This is a genomic window from Aquiflexum gelatinilyticum (assembly GCF_024813435.1).
GTDB classification, from domain to species: Bacteria; Bacteroidota; Bacteroidia; order Cytophagales; family Cyclobacteriaceae; genus Cognataquiflexum; species Cognataquiflexum gelatinilyticum.
In genome coordinates this window covers 1-17,320 of the sequence record NZ_JANAEZ010000013.1, presented here as the reverse complement: position 1 = coordinate 17,320, position 17,320 = coordinate 1, and the positions used below count along the sequence as shown (strand labels likewise).

Here is a 17,320-nt window from a genome sequence, read left to right as displayed (position 1 = left end):
TACTTTTTATGTATTTTTGCACCTCATTAGAATCTGAGGATGGTACACGTTTGTAGAAAAGAACATTTCAACGCCGCACATAAGCTTTGGAATCCCAATTGGTCTGAAGAAAAAAACATTGCTGTATTTGGACCTTGCGCCAATGTGAATTGGCATGGTCATAATTTTGAGTTGATCGTCACTGTCAAAGGAATCCCCGATCCGGAAACAGGTTTCGTGGTGGATTTGAAGCAACTCAGTACCATCATCCGTACTTTGGTGATAGATAAAGTAGACCACAAAAACCTCAATATTGATGTGGACTTTATGCAGGGCAAAATGGCAAGTTGCGAAAACCTTGTCATGGAATTTTGGAAAATCCTTGAGCCAGCCGTCAACAAAATCGTCTCTCAAGGAAAATTATACAAACTCACGCTTTACGAAACCCCAAGGAATTTTGTAGAGTACTTTGGGGAATGATTATTCACCTCAGAGGACACCGAGGGCTCAGAGTTACGAGAGATTTAAGGTTTTATATTCAAGGAAGAATAAATGGAGATAAATTCTCTTACACAAAAGATTATCGGTGAATCTATTTATGTCCATAAAGAACTTGGCCCCGGATTATTGGAAAGTGCGTATCAAAAATGCCTTTTTCATAGGTTGAATTCAATTGGGTTGTCTATTGAAATAGAAAAACCATTACCTGTTTACTTTGACGGAATTTTTTTAGACTGTGGTTATCGTTTAGATCTAGTCGTCGAAAAGACTGTTGTTATCGAAATTAAAAGCATCAAAAAATTGAAAGAGATACATTTAGCTCAAATGTTAACATACCTCAAACTTGGAAAATATCCACTGGGTCTTCTAATTAACTTCAATGAAAAAAGGTTGGTTAATGGATTAAAAAGGGTTATTCTATGATCTTTAACTCATTACTCTCTTTTTATTTCTCATTTTCTCTGAGTTCTCAGTGCCCTCAGTGGTAAAAAACCATGAAATACTACATCATATCCGGTGAAAGATCTGGAGACCTCCATGCCTCCAACCTGATCTCTGCGATCAAATCCTTGGATCCTAATGCTAATTTCCGTGGTATGGGAGGGGATTACTCCAGAAATGAAGGGCTTTCACTTGCCGCACATTTTGATGAAGTGGCTGTGATGGGTTTTGTTGAAGTGCTATTGGGTTTCAGGAAAGTACTGAAATATCTTTCTTTGATCAAAAAAGACATTCTCAAATTCAAGCCTGATGTGTTGGTATTGGTGGATTATGGGGGTTTCAATATGAAAATGGCGGCTTTTGGAAAGGAAAACAAAATACCTGTCCATTATTATATCCCGCCGAAAGTCTGGGCTTGGAACCAGAAAAGAGCTTTTAAAATAAAAGAGTTTACCGATCAGGTGTATTCAATCCTTCCATTTGAACCTCCATTTTTTAAGAAATTTGAGATAAATGCTCATTACGTTGGTAATCCATTATTGGACGAAATTTCCAAATTTGAACCCCATCCTTTTTTTCATCAAAAGAACAGTTTGAGTTACAGTCCCGTCATTGCATTGTTGCCTGGAAGCAGAAAACAGGAACTCGCCAACATGATGCATGTCATGCTTCAGGTAGTCAAAAAGTTTCCTAATGCACAGTTTGTGATTGCAGGAGTAGACAACCTTGGCGCAACCTTATATGAACCTGCCATCAAAGCCGGTATCAAAGTCATCTACAATCAGACCTACGACCTGCTGCACCATGCCAATGCAGCCATTGTCACCTCGGGTACAGCCACTTTGGAAACAGCTCTTTTCCGCGTTCCCCAAGTGGTCGTTTACAAAACCTCAGGTATAAGCTACGCCATTGCCAAAAGATTGATTCGGGTGCCTTTTATTTCATTGGTCAACTTGATCGCCGACCGAAAGGTGGTGGCAGAACTGATCCAAAATGATTACAGCGTTGAAAACCTAAGTCAGGAACTGAACCTGATCCTTTCCAATATTTTACACAAAGCCGAAATTTTGGATGGCTATACCGAAATCAAAGAAAAGTTGGGGACCAATTCAGCTTCAGAGACAACGGCAAGAATGATTTGTAGTAATTTAGAAATTTAATTCCTTAAGCTAAGTTTATATTGAAAAGAGAGTTATGCTATACTTACATAAAAAAACCGCAGAAGTCTTTTTTCACTTTCTGCGGTTTTATGTAACTGATCACTGAAAACTGGTCAATCCATCAAGCAACCTGTAGTTTCTTAAACTTAGACTTGTCAAACTGCTCCTGTGCGTACTTGGCATCAATGACCAATTCCTTAATCGAGTCATCCGAAGGCAATTCATACATGGCATCGGTGATGATAGCCTCGCAGATAGACCTTAAGCCCCTTGCACCAAGGTTGTATTCCACAGCTTTCTCTACAATATAATCAATCCCGCTTTCCTCAAAAACCAGTTTGACACCTTCCATTTCTATCAGTTTTTTATACTGCTTGGTCAAGGCGTTTTTTGGTTCGGTCAGGATGCTCTTCAGCGTGTCTCTATCCAAAGGATCCAAGTGGGTTACCACAGGAAGCCTTCCGATCAGTTCAGGTATCAGACCAAAAGATTTCAAATCCTGTGCGGTGACATATTGAAGGAGGTTGGCCCTGTCCACCTGTCTGCCTTCGACATATTTATTGAATCCCATGGGTTGTGTGTTCAGCCTCTTTGCAATGTGTCTTCCGATACCGTCAAATGCCCCACCGCAGATAAATAGGATGTTCTCCGTATTGACGGCAATCATTTTCTGGTCAGGATGCTTTCTGCCACCTTGTGGCGGCACATTAACCACCGTTCCTTCCAACAACTTCAACAAAGCCTGCTGCACCCCTTCGCCACTTACATCACGGGTGATGGATGGATTGTCAGATTTCCTTGCTATTTTATCGATTTCATCAATGTAAACGATGCCTTTTTCCGCCGCTTCTACATTGTAATCAGCGGCTTGGAGCAACCTTGTAAGGATACTTTCCACATCCTCACCCACATAGCCTGCTTCGGTAAGTACAGTGGCATCTGCTATACAGAAGGGCACTTCCAAGACTTTGGCTAATGTTTTGGCAAGATAGGTTTTACCTGTTCCTGTATCGCCGACCATGATGATGTTGGATTTTTCGATCCTGATATCATCATTTTCTTCCCCTTTTTGAAGCAACCTTTTGAAGTGGTTGTACACTGCTACGGTCAGTACTTTTTTAGCTTCATATTGACCGATCACATATTGGTTCAGAAAATCAGTTAACTCCTTTGGCTTCTTCAGCTTAACCTTGGGAGTCTTGCCGGGTTTTTTGTTTTTATCTTCCTCGCCAAGAATCTGGTAAGCCTGGTCAATACAGAAATTGCAGATATGTGCCGAAATCCCGGAGACCATCAAGTCCACGTCTTTCTTGTTTCTTCCGCAAAATGAACAGGTAATTTGTGCCATTATTTAGTTTTTTTGATCAATACTTCGTCAATTAAGCCATATTCTTTGGCTTCCGGTGCTTTCATCCAATAATCTCTATCAGAATCTCTTTCGATTTCTTCAAAAGTCTTACCTGAATGGTCCGCAAGAATCTGATACAGTTCTTGCTTCATAGATAAAATCAACTTCAATGAAATTTCCATGTCCTTAGATTGGCCCTGCATCCCTCCTGAAGGCTGATGAATCATTACCCTAGAATGTTGCAAGGCAGACCTTTTGTCTTTGGCACCACCGGCGAGCAATACTGCCCCCATAGATGCTGCAATACCTGTACAAATAGTGGCCACATCAGGATTGATGTACTGCATGGTATCATAGATTCCAAGTCCGGCAGTTACGGATCCTCCGGGGCTGTTTACATAAAGCAACACGTCTTTTTTGGGATCGGTTGATTCCAAAAACAACAACTGTGCGGTGATGATATTGGCAATAAAATCATCCACCTGGGTACCCAAAAAGATGATTCTGTCCATGATCAATCTTGAAAACACATCAATTTCCCGGAAATTGGTAGGTCTTTCTTCGATTACTGACCTGGTCATGTTTTCTACAAAAGTGTTGTATTGGTCAAAAGCGTTACCGCTGATGCCCCTGCTGTGAACAGCGTATTTTCTGAATTCGTCTCTGTTGATCATAATTTCTGTTTTAGTCTTGTACAAAAATAAAAAAAGCCCTTAAAGAAGGACTTTTTGATAACGATTTTATCCAAAAATTAGTTTTCCAACAGCTCTTTGTATTTATCTATTTTGATGGTTTCTTCTTTCAGATTTCCTTTTTCTCTTACAAAATCAAGAACTTTCTCATTCTGTACTGAAGTCAACATCTGCATATAATTTTGTCCTTCATTGCCTTTAAGGTAATTATCTACAAACATATCCATGCTTGCTTCCATCTGCGAGCCGAGTCCTGAAGAAGCAAATTGCTCACGGATCATTTCTTTGGTTTTTTCGATAACATCTGCATGTTCTGCCTGTATGTTATTGTCTTTCGCAATTTTGTTAGAGATCAAAGTCCAAGTCAGTTGCTTGGCATAAATAGGATATTCTTTCTCTACTTGCTCGGTGGTCACTTTACCTTCATTTGCTCTGAACAACCACTCTTTCAAGAAATCTTCTGGCAAATCGATATTGGCTTTGGCTACAATTTTATCTTTGATTTTTTCTTCTCCAAAAACACGTAGTTCTTTGTTGTAATTTTCTGAAAGGATTTCTTTCACTTTATTTCTCATCGCTTCCTCCGAATCCACCTGACCTTCGCCAAAAAGCTTATCGAAAAACTCCTGGTTGAGGTCCGCAGGTTCAGTCCTGTTGATGTTCTGAACAGTAAAAGAAAAATTTCCTTTGAGGTCAGCAGCTTCTTCCTCAGTGATACCAATCGTGGCTGCTAGGTTTTCTTTGATGGTTTTGGCCAAATCAAATGTTACCACGTCTCCCTTTTTCAAGCCTAAAAATTGCTTCAATGAACCGGCATCAACTGCAGAAAGCGGCATTGAAAAGGTTTTCTCAAAAGATCCATTTTCAGATTTCAAGTCACCGTAAAGGAAATCATTTTCCTGGCTGATCTCTGGATTGGTCATCTTTCCGTATTGGCTGCGAAGATTTTGGATTGCATCTTCTACTTCTTTGTTATCCATATCCATTTTGTAGGACACCGCGTCGACACCTTCAATGTCCACAGCAATATCTTCTACAAAACCTATCCGATACTTAAACTCAAATTCTTTTTGGGAATCCCAATCAATATTCGCCGCTTCTTCAATCACCGGAAGTGGATCTCCCAAAATCTTAAAAGTCTGTGCTTTCAGGTATTCATTAAGGGAAGATGTGAGGATTGAATTGATTTCATCCACAAGAACCGAAGTTCCATACATCTTTTTTACCATGGTGATAGGTGCTTTGCCAGGTCTAAAGCCTTTCATTGTGGCTTTTTTAGCATAATCCTTGATTTTCGCATCCACCTTTGGTTGATAATCTGCTTCATTTAGTTTAATTTTAACTGAAGCCTGATTTGCTGCGTGCTTGTCTAATGAGATTTCCAATTTGCTGTATTTTGGTGTGATTTGAATTTAAAAACCCCCAATCCCATTTCTTATTTCGAAGGCCTGTATTAGGCTCGAAGCCGGAAAGTTGATTGAGGGTTAAGAAGCGTGCGGATAGAGGGACTCGAACCCCCATGCCTCGCGGCGCTAGATCCTAAGTCTAGTGCGTCTACCAATTTCGCCACATCCGCGATTTGTGGTTGCAAAGGTAATAAGTAAAATTAAACTTGCAAAAATTGGAATAAAATTCATTTCAAAATTTGTTAAATACCCTGCAAAACGGGTTGTTTTGATAAAAGAATTGCTTTAGCTTCGATAATATGATAGAAATAGACCTGGCAGAGGAAAGAAAGGAGATCCTAAAAAGATATAAAAAGCTTTTGAAAATGGCCAAACCGGTGTTGAAAACCGGTGATGCCAAGATCATCAAAAAAGCTTTTAACGTCTCTAATGATGCCCATAAGGAAATGCGCCGCAAATCCGGAGAGCCCTATATCTACCATCCTTTGGAAGTTGCGCTGATATGTGTGGAAGAAATCGGGTTGGGAACCACGAGTATAGTCGCGGCCCTGTTGCATGATGTCGTCGAGGATACCGATTGGGAATTGGAAGACATCGAAAGGGAATTTGGTGCCAAAGTTGCCCAGATAATTGATGGATTGACCAAAATATCCGGTGTATTCGAATACGGTTCTTCCCAACAAGCGGAGAATTTTAGGAAAATGCTGCTTACCCTTTCCGACGATGTGCGGGTGATTCTGATCAAATTGGCTGACAGGCTCAACAACATGCGGACTCTTGACAGCATGCCAAGACACAAGCAGCTGAAAATTGCCTCCGAAACCATGTACTTGTATGCGCCGCTAGCCCATAGATTGGGTTTGTACGCGATCAAATCAGAATTGGAAGACCTTTACCTGAAGTTTACAGATTCGGAAACTTATTTATTCATTGTCAACAAGATCAATGAAACAAGACTCTCTAGAAACAAATTCATCAAGAATTTTATCGGACCGATAGAAGAAGAGTTGCTTTCGCAAAGCTTCAATTTTACCATTAAGGGAAGGCCTAAGTCTGTTTTTTCGATTTATAACAAAATGAAATCACAGAATATACCTTTTGAAGAGGTATATGACCTTTTTGCTGTCAGGATCATCATTGATAGCGAGCTTGAAAATGAAAAAGCAGACTGTTGGCAGGTGTATTCCGTGGTGACAGATTTTTACAGACCTAATCCCGACAGGCTAAGAGACTGGATCAGCACCCCGAGGGCCAACGGTTATGAGTCGCTACATACCACGGTCATGAGTCAGACCGGCCAATGGGTGGAAGTTCAGATCAGAACGGTAAGAATGGATGACATCGCCGAAAGGGGATATGCCGCCCATTGGAAATATAAAGAGAAGGATACTTCCCAAAATAAAGGTACAGGATTGGACGAGTGGATTACCCAAGTCAGGACTTTGTTGGAATCAAATGACGGTTCGGCAATAGAGTTTATGGATGATTTTCGTGGCAACCTTTTCCATGATGAGGTTTTTGTATTTACTCCTAAAGGGGAATTGAAAGTACTTCCCAACGGCGCAACAGCCTTGGATTTTGCTTTTGAGATTCACTCTGAAGTCGGGGCAAAATGTATAGGAGCCAAAGTCAATCAAAAATTGGTTTCCATCAACCACAAGCTCAAAAACGGTGATCAGGTAGAAATCCTCACTTCAAACAAACAGAAACCTACCGAAGATTGGCTCAACTCGGTAGTAACATCACGGGCCAAAGCCAAAATCAAAGATGCTCTCCGTGAAGAAAAAAAATCCACCATCATGGATGGGAAAGAAATCGTCCAAAGGAAATTGCGCCAGATGAAAATGGATTTCAATTCGGAAGTGGTAGAGCAGCTGAGGGCTTATTTTGAGACTAAAACCCCAAATGAATTTTATTACAAAGTAGGTAAGGGCATCATTGATGCCACTTCAATCAAAAGCTTTAAGGAATTTAAAGAACAGAAAAAACAAAAAGGCAAAGCTTCATTTGAAAAAGTAAAAGACGAATCCACTTTCACCAAAGAGATCAAAAATCTCAAAGGACCTGATCATGACCAACTATTGATCGGGGAAGACATGGATTTGGTAGATTATATCCTTGCTAAATGCTGTAATCCCATCCCAGGAGATGATGTTTTTGGTTTTGTGACCATCAATGAAGGAATCAAAATCCACAGGACCTCCTGCCCTAATGCCTTGGAACTGCTCTCCAATCACGGCAACCGGGTGATCAAAGCCCGTTGGACCAGCCAACAGCAGATCGCATTTTTGGCGGGACTAAAGATCGTCGGAACCGATAGGGTAGGGCTGATCAATGATGTCACAAGGGTTATCTCCAATGAATTGAAAGTAAACATGCGTTCCATCACAGTAGATTCTGACAGTGGGATTTTTGAAGGATCGATCAAGCTTTATGTCCATAGCACACAACACCTCGAAAAACTCATGTCCAACTTATCTAAAGTCGAAGGAATCCTTAAAGTGACAAGGTTTGATTGAACTACAGCCGGTCAGGAAATGAATTTTGTAGTGCAAATATTTTATTTCTCTGAAGGAGTCAAGCTGTTTTTCCTTTTTCTACCTATGTGTCTTATGAACTGTAAAATTCTTTCCTTTTCACAGTAATTCAGCTATTCATTTTGGAAAAGAATGTTTTAAAAATTGCCATTCCAAAAATATAGAGTATGCCGATATAGGAGCACAGTTGGATCCAATAGTTTTTTTCGGGAAAAATAACTACCGTCCCAATGATTCCTATTGCAATGAAAAAGAGTGCAGTAAATGTCAGTGGTCTATATTCCTTGGTTTGGCTTGGGTAGGGATATTTCCATGGCAAAATGGGGAGGACACAAAGAATTAAAAGCAGAGCCAAGTTTGCCATTGGCGCAAAGTCAAACACAAAATAGAGGTAAAACCCTACAAAATTCCACAAAATAGGAAATCCTTCAAAATAAAGATCTTCGGTAACATAGGTGGTTTTTCCATAATAAAAACACGATACCAGCAGGATCGCAGATACTCCCAGCAGTTTGAATTCTTCAGGTAATAAACCTGCCTCATGAATAAAATATGCCGGAATGATGGCATAGTTTGCAAAATCAATGACATGGTCAATAGAGTCGCCTTTGAAATTGGGCAATACCTCGGAAACTTTTGCAGCACGGGCTAGCGTACCATCAATGGCATCTACCAAAAAAGCGACCGTAAGCCAGACGAATACCTGAGCAAAATCTTGACTTTGGATCGCCAAAATTGCCAAAAACCCAAAAACCATTCCCGATGCTGTAAAGGCATGTACAGACCATGCAAGGACGTACTGAAAAGGGCTGAATTTTTTCACAACAAATTTGTCAAAAGGATGGCCATAATTAAGCAACTAGGCTTCTGAGACAAATTTATTCTTTTTATTTAAAATGATGAGGTTTGAAATTTGAGGTTTAAAGATGAAGTGTTGACTTATTGATTTGTTTGTTGGATTAAATACGACTCAAATTCATCTGATTGAAAGAAGTGTCAGTGAAAAAGTAAGTTGAAATCTTTAAGTGATTATATTGGCATTCCTTAATTCACCAATAAAATTTATTCCCCACTTTAGTGTTTGACCTAGGGCGTCTATTTAATGTTGGGAGTTTCATACTATGTATCGAGATCAATTAATATAATATTTCATCAGCCTATAAAACCATGAAAAAATTCTACCCTACAATTTTTTTGATAGGCGTACTAATCATATTCGGAATGTATTTGTATTGGTTTACCAAAGCTGAGGTTTTTTGGTACGGCTATGCATCCATGATGGTCTTTTATGCTTTGATCTTTTACTATGGGACCCATGTCGCCCAAAAAAAGGAATCAAAAGCAGACATGATGTTGGCGGGTCGAGGATTGCCTTTAGGGATTGCAATTTTCACTATGAGTGCAACTTGGGTTGGCGGAGGCTATATCAATGGGTCTGCGGAATATGCCTACGGAGATGGTTTGGTTTGGGTGCAGGCACCATGGGGATATGCTTTAAGTTTGATGTTGGGAGGGTTGATTTTTGCTAGGAAAATGCGGCGTCACCGTTTCAAAACCATGCTTGATCCATTAGCACAGCGATTTGGCAAACAAATGGGGGCAGTGCTTTTTTTGCCCGCATTGGCCGGTGAAGTATTTTGGACCGCCGCCATTTTGGTGGCATTGGGCACGACATTTTCTACCGTTTTAGGTATTGATACCCAAACGTCTATTATCATATCAGCAGTTGTAACCATTGCCTATACTGCTATTGGGGGACTTTTGGCAGTTGCTTTGACGGATATTATTCAGATGTCAATTTTGTTGATTGGCTTGGCGATAGTTGTTCCCTTTGCACTTTCCGGGGTGGGGGGATGGGATGTGGCTTGGGCTAATTACAAAACCATGAAAGGTGGAGCAGCGACCTTTGTCCCTAGTAAAGAAGTATTGGGGAGTTATTATTGGTATTGGTGGGATTATGCGCTTTTGCTCATCTTTGGAGGTATTCCTTGGCAGGTTTATTTTCAACGGGTATTGGCATCCAAAGACGAAAAAACAGCCGTTCGCCTTTCCATTTTCGCAGGTGTAGTCTGTCTGATAGCTGCAATCCCGGCTGTAATGATTGGCATAATAGGAAGCAATGTGACCGATTGGACGGATTTTGGGGCAAAAGCCAATTTAGAAAACAATTCCATGATTTTGCCCTACGTCATTCGCTACCTTACACCTACTGTGGTGGCAACGATCGGACTTGGAGCAATTGCTGCTGCGGTGATGTCCTCGATTGATTCATCCATTTTATCAGCCTCTTCCCTAGCAAGTTGGAACGTGTATCGGCCTTTGGTGAAACCAAATATCACGACCGAAAATCTAAATAAAGTCATCAAAACTTCGATTTGGGTTATTGGCATTGCGGCGACTTTGATTGCACTAAACGTGACAAGTGTTTATTCCCTTTGGGTATTGTGCAGCGATTTTGTGTATTGCCTGCTCTTTCCGCAGTTAGTGACAGCGCTTTTTGACAAAAAAGCCAATAAAATCGGCTCAATTGCAGGTTTTGCAGTTGGCGTGATTTTGAGATTTGGAGGGGGCGAAGCTTCATTGGGTTTGCCGATCTTAATTGACTATCCGATGATTGAGGATGGAAAGGTCTTGTTTCCGTTCCGTACTTTGGCAATGCTCAGTAGTTTGTTAACCATCATCGTTGTATCCAGGCTAACTCAGAAATGGGATACTGCCAAAGTATTGGTGAAAGGAGAAGAGTAGGAGTGGAAAAGGATAACAGACAAAATTAGCAATTTCATCTTTTCTGCTTGCTGGTGGTAATGAAGACGGATTATCTAAATATGGTATTCAGAATAATTCACCACTTGATCCCAACCTGTAAAATTCCCTTTTCTTAAGAACATTCATGCTTTTTTTTGGCAATCCTTCACCCCTTTTGATCTCTTTGATAAAATCTTGATGAACAAACTTTCAAAACGCCATCAAGCACTAGAATTTTTCCCAATAAAAGGAATTTTCAAGGAGATGAGGTTTGATTAAAAGGATTTCTATCTTGCTTATTCGAATCTTTTCTAAATAAGATAAGTTATATTTGCAAAAACCTAAAATTCATGGCCTTAAATCAGACCCTTTTCGATGAGGTAAAGAAAATATTTACAGCCTACCTGGAAAATAAAAAGCTTAGAAAAACCCCCGAGCGTTATGCTATTTTGGAAGAAATCTATGGACGCGGAGGGCACTTTGATGTAGAGTCACTCTACATCAGCATGAAAAACAAAAATTACAGGGTGAGCAGAGCGACTGTTTACAATACTTTGGACTTATTGGAAGAGTGCGACTTGGTGACCAAACATCAGTTTGGAAAAAACATTGCCCAATTCGAAAAATCATACGGATACAAGCAGCACGACCATTTGATTTGCATCGAATGCAACAAAGTACTTGAGTTTTGCGATCCTAGGATACAAAACATACAGAATACAGTGAGCGAGATTTTGAATTTCAAAGTTCTTCACCATTCATTGATTCTATATGGAACTTGCCTTAAAGAAAACTGCGAAAATAAAGCAATGATATGAAGCTTAATTATAGGATTGAAAAAGAAAAGAATGCCCATCTTCTGTTTGTAACAGGTGACCTTATCGGAGACGAAGTTGGGCCAAAGCTTGTGGAAATGGTGTCCGATGCAGTCAACGATAAAATCAAGTTTTTTGTAGTGGACCTCTCTGAAGTGAGGTACATCAGTTCGAGTGGCATTGGGCTTTTGATCACCATGCTTACCAAAATGAGAAATTCAGGGGGAGAGGTATTCCTTACGGCACCCTCTGAACACGTTCAAAAACTGCTCATCATCACCAAGTTGAACAATATCTTCACCGTCTACCCAAGCATTACTGAGGCCAAGCAAGCGATATCCTAATCTGAATTTGGTAATATCTACAGAAAAAGGATTGAGTTATTTGGTAATTTTTAGGGATATGACAAACTTCACGGCCGAATTGATTTAAAAATACTAGATACAAAATATTAAAATGAAAATGGATGTTCTTTTAGGCCTGCAATGGGGAGATGAGGGAAAAGGTAAGGTAGTGGATGTATTGGCTCCGCAATATGACGTGGTCGCCAGATTTCAAGGCGGTCCCAATGCCGGACATACTTTGGAATTTGATGGCATCAAGCATGTCCTTCATCAGATTCCTTCAGGTATTTTTAGGGAGAATATCCTCAATATTATCGGAAATGGAGTGGTATTGGACCCTGTAGTCTTGAGAAAGGAAATCGAAGGACTTCACAAATTCAATATTGCTTTTAAGAAAAACCTTTTCATTTCTAAAAAAGCAACTATCATCATTCCAACGCATAAGCTGTTAGATGCCGCTTATGAGAAATCCAAAGGAGACAAAAAAATCGGATCTACCCTTAAAGGTATTGGACCCACCTATCAGGATAAAATCGGAAGAGTTGCATTAAGGGTTGGAGATATTTTGGCTCCTGATTTTGAGGAGAAATACAACACACTTGTTGAAAAGCATAAGACAATTCTCTCCTTCTATGATTTTGATATCAGCCAATTGGCAGAACTGGAAAAGACCTTTTTTGATGCAGTTGCTTTTTTCAGAACGCTGAATCTGGTAGACAGTGAATACGAGGTAAATGACTATTTGGCTTCCGGCAAAAAAGTTTTGGCCGAAGGTGCACAGGGGTCTTTGTTGGACATAGACTTTGGAAGTTATCCTTTCGTCACCTCAAGCAGTACCATGGTCGCAGGGGCCTGCACGGGACTTGGTGTATCTCCTTCCAAAATCGGTGATGTCTTCGGGATATTCAAAGCCTATTGTACTAGAGTGGGCAGCGGACCTTTTCCTACCGAACTCCATGATGCCACCGGCGAGGCCATGCGTAAAGAAGGAAATGAATTTGGTTCAACCACAGGCCGTCCAAGAAGATGTGGTTGGATAGATTTGCCTGCATTGAAATATTCCATCATGATCAATGGGGTAACCCAACTATTTATGATGAAGGCGGACGTGCTCAATATCTTTGAGGAAATAAAAATCTGTACCCATTATGAATTGCCTGATGGATCCAAGGTTGATAGACTTACTTATGAATTGAATGATGATGAGGTAAAGCCGGTTTATAAAACTGTTCCGGGATGGTTTACTTCTCTGGCAGAGGACAATGAATATGAAAAATTCCCTAAGGAATTGAGAGACTATGTAGACTTTCTCGAAAAGGAACTTGGGGTTCCGATCAAAATGGTCTCAGTAGGCCCAGATCGAAAGCAGACAATTCTCAGATAACATATAAAATAAGGCTTCTGAAAAGGAAGCCTTTTTATTTTTTAAGAGTTTCTGTACTTTACATGACCAAAAATGAAACTCAATATAGATTTCTCATGAAATTGAAAAATCCTGACCCATTAATACCACAGCTAATCTATTTTTTTTTATCAATTATTTTTTTGTTTTCCTTTTTAATAGAAGGCAAAGCACAGGTTGGTTTTCCCTATTGTGAGAAGTTTACGGATAATTCAACGCAATCTGCCACGGTCTTTGGAGGAAATGCAAGGATTGTGAATGGTGCGCTCAGACTAACAGATGCTGTCAATGAACAAAATGGGTATATCTACATTGACATTCCTTTTTCTTCCACATATGGTATCAAAGCCGAATTTGAATATTTCAGCTATGGTGGCAATGGTGCAGATGGAATAGTGGCATTTTTATTTGATGCCGACACCCCTGTATTCAATACAGGAGGATTTGGTGGATCCCTCGGTTATGCACAGCGCGGTAACCAAGTCGGTTTATCAAGGGCATATCTGGGAATCGGATTTGATGAATACGGAAACTTTGGAACTACCCAAGAGGGAAAAATTGGTGGTTTTGCCGGGATTGGTGAATCCTTGGTGCCAAACTCTATAGTAATCAGAGGTCCTGGAAATGGTCTTTCTGGATATAATTTTATTGTAGGGCGTAAAACCATGGAGCCCGGTAATGATGGACTTAGAGCTTCTGACCAGTTTCCCATCAGTTCAGGAGGCCCAGGAACCAACAGGGTGACTGACCCCAACCTTCCGGGATACCGGAAAGTCTTTTTGGATTTGCAGCCTGATCCATTTGGAGAGGGATATTTTTTGACAGTAAAGATGCTGGTTTCCACTGAGGCAAATAATCCAAGGATGGTCACCATTTTCGATAGACCTTACAACTTCCCCGCTCCTAAAAATCTAAAGATAGGATTTACTGCTTCTACAGGTGGATTGAACAATATCCATGAAATCAGAAATCTTATTGTGGAGGTTTCCAATGAGGATGGCCTTTCAAATCCTGAGGGAGTAGACATTGATGACAAAGCCTCTTGCGAAGGCCAAGAAAACACTTATGAAATTACTCCCGCCGAGGCTACGCTTCCAAATGAAAATTCAAGCATCAGGTGTTTGCAGTTTTATGGTTCGCTTGAGGATATTCAGGCAGAGGAGGGAGACATTTGTTCTCAGGCTAGGTGCAGACCTGAAAATCGGGTTTTGGTACTTCCCCAAGGAACTTTCCGTGCCTCTGACACTGGCGGGGAGTTTACTTTCTTTCCAAATACTGGATTCACAGACCAGACTGTTCAGGTATATTATACGATTACTGATAATTATGGGAAAACATCCTCAGGGAATTACATCAAGCTTTTAATCAAAGAATCTCCTGAACCAGTCAGCATCTTAGCCCAAGGCCTTGACAGCACCATAGATGAATTAAGGCGGTGTGAAGGGGATCCTATAATATTAAGGGCAGTTGGTGATGAAGTATATGTAAAACATGAATGGTTCAGGGATGACATATTGATTCCTGATTCTGATGTTTCAGAGATTCAAGCCATCTTACCGGGTGTGTATAAAGTTATTGCTTACAATTCAAAGAGCTGTCCGACCGAATCTTCAGTCTTTACCTTGATAAATCCTCCTTTACCAAGTTTGGTGATTAGCGATCCTGTGGTTGGATGTGAACCCGGTATGTCCCTTGATGTCCGTGAATTCATTCCGGGTTATGATGAGGTGAGTTATGATTACCAATTAGAAACCCCCGGTGGTGAATTGATAGAAAATGAGGGTATGAGTAATATATCTTCATCCGGAAATTTTCTCCTAAGAATTAAGCACAAGGATTTGGATTGTTGGTCAGAGCCCATAGCATTTGAAATAATCATTGTAACTCAATCCCTTCAGACAAATTTTGACTTTGAAGTTCAGGGAACTGGGGTCAAAGGAGATGAAGATGGAGGGATTTTTCCTGATGATACCATTCAGTTTACTGATCTTTCGCCGGATGATGTGGTGAATTGGTCATGGGATTTTGGTGATGGAACAGGTTCAACAGATCAGAATCCAATACATATATATGGGAAAAAAGGAGTTTTTCAGATAGTGTTGACCATTACTGATGAATTGGGCTGTGTTGCCGAGTTTGCCAAGGAGCTTTCAATCACCAAAAGTTACAGGGTAATGTTTCCTACCGGATTTACGCCCACCTTAGAGGAGAACCGATTTTTTAGGCCCAAAGTTAGGGGAATTGCGCAAATGGAAATTTTGGTTTTTAACCTTTGGGGCAATATGCTGTTTAGAACAAATGATTTGAAAACAGAAGGTTGGGATGGTAAAGTCAATGGGGAATTGATGCCGGGGGGAAATTATGTATACAGGGTCAAAATGGTAACCATTGACGGGGAATCAGTGGAGCAGAGCGGTAGATTTTTATTGATTAGGTAAAATGGGAAAATACTTGATCTTTTTGATAGTCATAATGGCTTTTGGCAATGCCAAGGCGCAGGATACCCAGTTTTCCCAGTTTTATGCTTCACCATTATTTCTCAATCCTGCCTTTGCCGGCAGTTCCGAAATAACTCGTGTAGGTTTCAACTTTAGAAACCAATGGCCGGCTTTGGACCAGACTTTTGTGGCGTTTTCTGCCTATGCAGACCATTTTATAGAAAGTAAAAACAGTGGCATAGGGATTATTGTAAATGGCACCAGGGAAAGCCTTGCCAATCTCCAAAACACAGAATTGGGATTGCTTTATTCTTACAGGTTGAGGCTTGGGTCATCTAGTTTTTTGCACATGGGAATTCAGGGAAGTTACGCTACCCGCTCAGCAAGTTTTGATGAAGTGGTCTTAAGCACACAACTAGACATCAGCAAGGGAGTAGTCTTACCTGGTGCAGGAGTGGCGATTCCGGACGCAAGACAAAGAAGTTTTGCGGATTTGCATACAGGTCTTTTTTACTATAATGAAAGGTTTTGGTTGGGAGTATCGGGTCATCACCTCACCCGGCCAAATATTTCTTACTTGGATTTAGATAAAGACATTTTGCCGATCAGGTACTCTGCCCATGGAGGAATTAAGTTTGATTTAACACCTGGTGCCATCAATGATTACTTCAACAATACCCAACAGGAGCGGACATTATCTTTGGCATTTAATTACAAAAGACAAGGTTTATATGACCAATTGGATTTTGGAATGGAGCTTTTCTTTGACCCAATCATTCTGGGTGTATGGTACCGTGGCTTTCCCACCAGGATTGGATTGCCCAATAACGAAGCTCTAATCGCATTGATTGGTTTCTCCCTCCAAAACGGTGTTGACCTTGGATACAGTTATGATTTTACCCTTTCGCAGTTGGGCTGGAGGAATTCAGGTGGCGCACATGAAGTATCAATACGCTATTCATTTGTCAATCAGCTTTGGCAAAGAGTCCAAAGAAGGCGGTTACCAACCTTCAGGTATTGATAAGTTATGGCTCAAGAATATTTTTTCTCCCTGATATTCAGAGAAGTTGGATATAAAGACAATTTATTTGTCTTTTTGCTTTTGCATTTGAAAAAAAGATTTGCACCTTTGCAATCCCAAACGCGGGCACACTGATTCGATTAAAGCACTTATGTTCTGAACGGGCTCGCAATTACCTTCCGAAAAAAGAGTAAATTTTCCTAATCAGTTTTTGAAAGAATAAAATTTTGATTTATATTTGCAACCCGCAAATGAAATATATCAAATTTCATTCTTGGTACATTAAGACATCAGTCTTACGATACTGCCGGATGAGGCGGTAAAAGTTCATTGAAATACTGGAGAAACGACATTAAAGATCCGGCAGTTAACACTGTTGGATTAGATTGAAGACAGGGCTAGGAAACGATTCTGCAGTGATGCAGAGAAAAAAAACTATACAATGGAGAGTTTGATCCTGGCTCAGGATGAACGCTAGCGGCAGGCCTAAT

General features: G+C 40.4%; 14 protein-coding genes and 1 tRNA gene. 10 read left to right on the top strand and 5 right to left on the bottom strand.

Translation table 11 applies throughout. From position 1 onward, the window contains the following. The first annotated feature begins 39 nt into the window (after positions 1-39). The 3 genes from NK987_RS20410 to lpxB all read left to right on the top strand — a co-directional run bounded on the left by NK987_RS20410 (position 40) and on the right by lpxB (position 2,081). Positions 40-459: a 6-pyruvoyl trahydropterin synthase family protein gene (locus NK987_RS20410; protein ID WP_258423976.1), complete on the top strand. Its 420-nt coding sequence runs from the start codon at positions 40-42 to the stop codon at positions 457-459. 72 nt (positions 460-531) lie between these two features. Further along, positions 532-903 carry a GxxExxY protein gene (locus tag NK987_RS20405; RefSeq protein WP_258423975.1) on the top strand — a complete coding sequence of 124 codons (372 nt, stop codon included), beginning with the start codon at positions 532-534 and terminating at the stop codon, positions 901-903. A gap of 71 nt (positions 904-974) precedes the next feature. Beyond that, positions 975-2,081, top strand: coding sequence for a lipid-A-disaccharide synthase (gene lpxB / locus NK987_RS20400; protein ID WP_259265368.1), 1,107 nt, complete (start codon positions 975-977; stop codon positions 2,079-2,081). Between the two features lie 121 nt (positions 2,082-2,202). Here the strand turns inward: lpxB and clpX are convergent, their stop codons facing one another. The 4 genes from clpX to NK987_RS20380 form a co-directional block, all read right to left on the bottom strand. Continuing rightward, positions 2,203-3,429, bottom strand: coding sequence for an ATP-dependent Clp protease ATP-binding subunit ClpX (gene clpX / locus NK987_RS20395; RefSeq protein WP_259265367.1), 1,227 nt, complete (start codon positions 3,427-3,429; stop codon positions 2,203-2,205). Next, complete coding sequence (locus NK987_RS20390) at positions 3,429-4,103, bottom strand: ClpP family protease (protein WP_258423971.1); 675 nt, start codon at positions 4,101-4,103, stop codon at positions 3,429-3,431. Before NK987_RS20390 ends, clpX begins: the two co-directional genes overlap by 1 nt. Positions 4,104-4,180: 77 nt before the next feature. Beyond that, positions 4,181-5,506 carry a trigger factor gene (gene tig / locus NK987_RS20385; RefSeq protein ID WP_259265366.1) on the bottom strand — a complete coding sequence of 442 codons (1,326 nt, stop codon included), beginning with the start codon at positions 5,504-5,506 and terminating at the stop codon, positions 4,181-4,183. A gap of 109 nt (positions 5,507-5,615) precedes the next feature. Further along, positions 5,616-5,697: transfer RNA gene (locus NK987_RS20380), tRNA-Leu, on the bottom strand. 129 nt (positions 5,698-5,826) lie between these two features. Here NK987_RS20380 and NK987_RS20375 point away from each other — a divergent pair. Next, positions 5,827-8,046: a RelA/SpoT family protein gene (locus NK987_RS20375; protein ID WP_258423969.1), complete on the top strand. Its 2,220-nt coding sequence runs from the start codon at positions 5,827-5,829 to the stop codon at positions 8,044-8,046. A 127-nt stretch (positions 8,047-8,173) separates the two neighbouring features. Here NK987_RS20375 and NK987_RS20370 read toward each other — a convergent pair whose 3' ends face one another. Then, the gene (locus NK987_RS20370; RefSeq protein WP_259265365.1) at positions 8,174-8,887 is read right to left on the bottom strand and encodes a CDP-alcohol phosphatidyltransferase family protein; all 714 of its coding nucleotides are present in this window, start codon (positions 8,885-8,887) and stop codon (positions 8,174-8,176) included. Between the two features lie 344 nt (positions 8,888-9,231). Between NK987_RS20370 and NK987_RS20365 the strand changes: the two genes are divergently transcribed. The 6 genes from NK987_RS20365 (at position 9,232) to NK987_RS20340 (ending at position 16,829) form a co-directional block, all read left to right on the top strand. Beyond that, the gene (locus tag NK987_RS20365) at positions 9,232-10,809 is read left to right on the top strand and encodes a high affinity choline transporter 1 (protein WP_259265364.1); all 1,578 of its coding nucleotides are present in this window, start codon (positions 9,232-9,234) and stop codon (positions 10,807-10,809) included. A gap of 350 nt (positions 10,810-11,159) precedes the next feature. After that, positions 11,160-11,627 carry a Fur family transcriptional regulator gene (locus NK987_RS20360; protein ID WP_258423966.1) on the top strand — a complete coding sequence of 156 codons (468 nt, stop codon included), beginning with the start codon at positions 11,160-11,162 and terminating at the stop codon, positions 11,625-11,627. Further along, positions 11,624-11,968: an STAS domain-containing protein gene (locus tag NK987_RS20355; protein WP_259265363.1), complete on the top strand. Its 345-nt coding sequence runs from the start codon at positions 11,624-11,626 to the stop codon at positions 11,966-11,968. The genes NK987_RS20360 and NK987_RS20355 overlap by 4 nt, the downstream gene beginning before the upstream one ends. Before the next feature lie 112 nt (positions 11,969-12,080). Next, positions 12,081-13,352, top strand: coding sequence for an adenylosuccinate synthase (locus tag NK987_RS20350; protein ID WP_259265362.1), 1,272 nt, complete (start codon positions 12,081-12,083; stop codon positions 13,350-13,352). Positions 13,353-13,513: 161 nt separating this feature from the next. Continuing rightward, a complete protein-coding gene (locus NK987_RS20345) occupies positions 13,514-15,808 on the top strand; it encodes a PKD domain-containing protein (protein WP_259265361.1) in 2,295 nt (764 codons plus the stop codon). Positions 15,809-15,830: 22 nt separating this feature from the next. Next, entirely contained in the window at positions 15,831-16,829 is a 999-nt protein-coding gene (locus NK987_RS20340; protein WP_338021209.1) for a PorP/SprF family type IX secretion system membrane protein, read from the top strand. Positions 16,830-17,320: the final 491 nt, after the last annotated feature.

Bases quoted from the DNA above. Each gene is read 5' to 3' on its own strand.
- lpxB (WP_259265368.1), top strand. From the start codon at position 975: ATGAAATACTACATCATATCCGGTGAAAGATCTGGAGACCTCCATGCC.
- clpX (WP_259265367.1), bottom strand. From the start codon at position 3,429: ATGGCACAAATTACCTGTTCATTTTGCGGAAGAAACAAGAAAGACGTG.
- NK987_RS20360 (WP_258423966.1), top strand. From the start codon at position 11,160: ATGGCCTTAAATCAGACCCTTTTCGATGAGGTAAAGAAAATATTTACA.
- NK987_RS20355 (WP_259265363.1), top strand. From the start codon at position 11,624: ATGAAGCTTAATTATAGGATTGAAAAAGAAAAGAATGCCCATCTTCTG.
- NK987_RS20350 (WP_259265362.1), top strand. From the start codon at position 12,081: ATGAAAATGGATGTTCTTTTAGGCCTGCAATGGGGAGATGAGGGAAAA.
- NK987_RS20410 (WP_258423976.1), top strand. From the start codon at position 40: ATGGTACACGTTTGTAGAAAAGAACATTTCAACGCCGCACATAAGCTT.
- NK987_RS20375 (WP_258423969.1), top strand. From the start codon at position 5,827: ATGATAGAAATAGACCTGGCAGAGGAAAGAAAGGAGATCCTAAAAAGA.
- NK987_RS20365 (WP_259265364.1), top strand. From the start codon at position 9,232: ATGAAAAAATTCTACCCTACAATTTTTTTGATAGGCGTACTAATCATA.
- NK987_RS20390 (WP_258423971.1), bottom strand. From the start codon at position 4,103: ATGATCAACAGAGACGAATTCAGAAAATACGCTGTTCACAGCAGGGGC.
- NK987_RS20405 (WP_258423975.1), top strand. From the start codon at position 532: ATGGAGATAAATTCTCTTACACAAAAGATTATCGGTGAATCTATTTAT.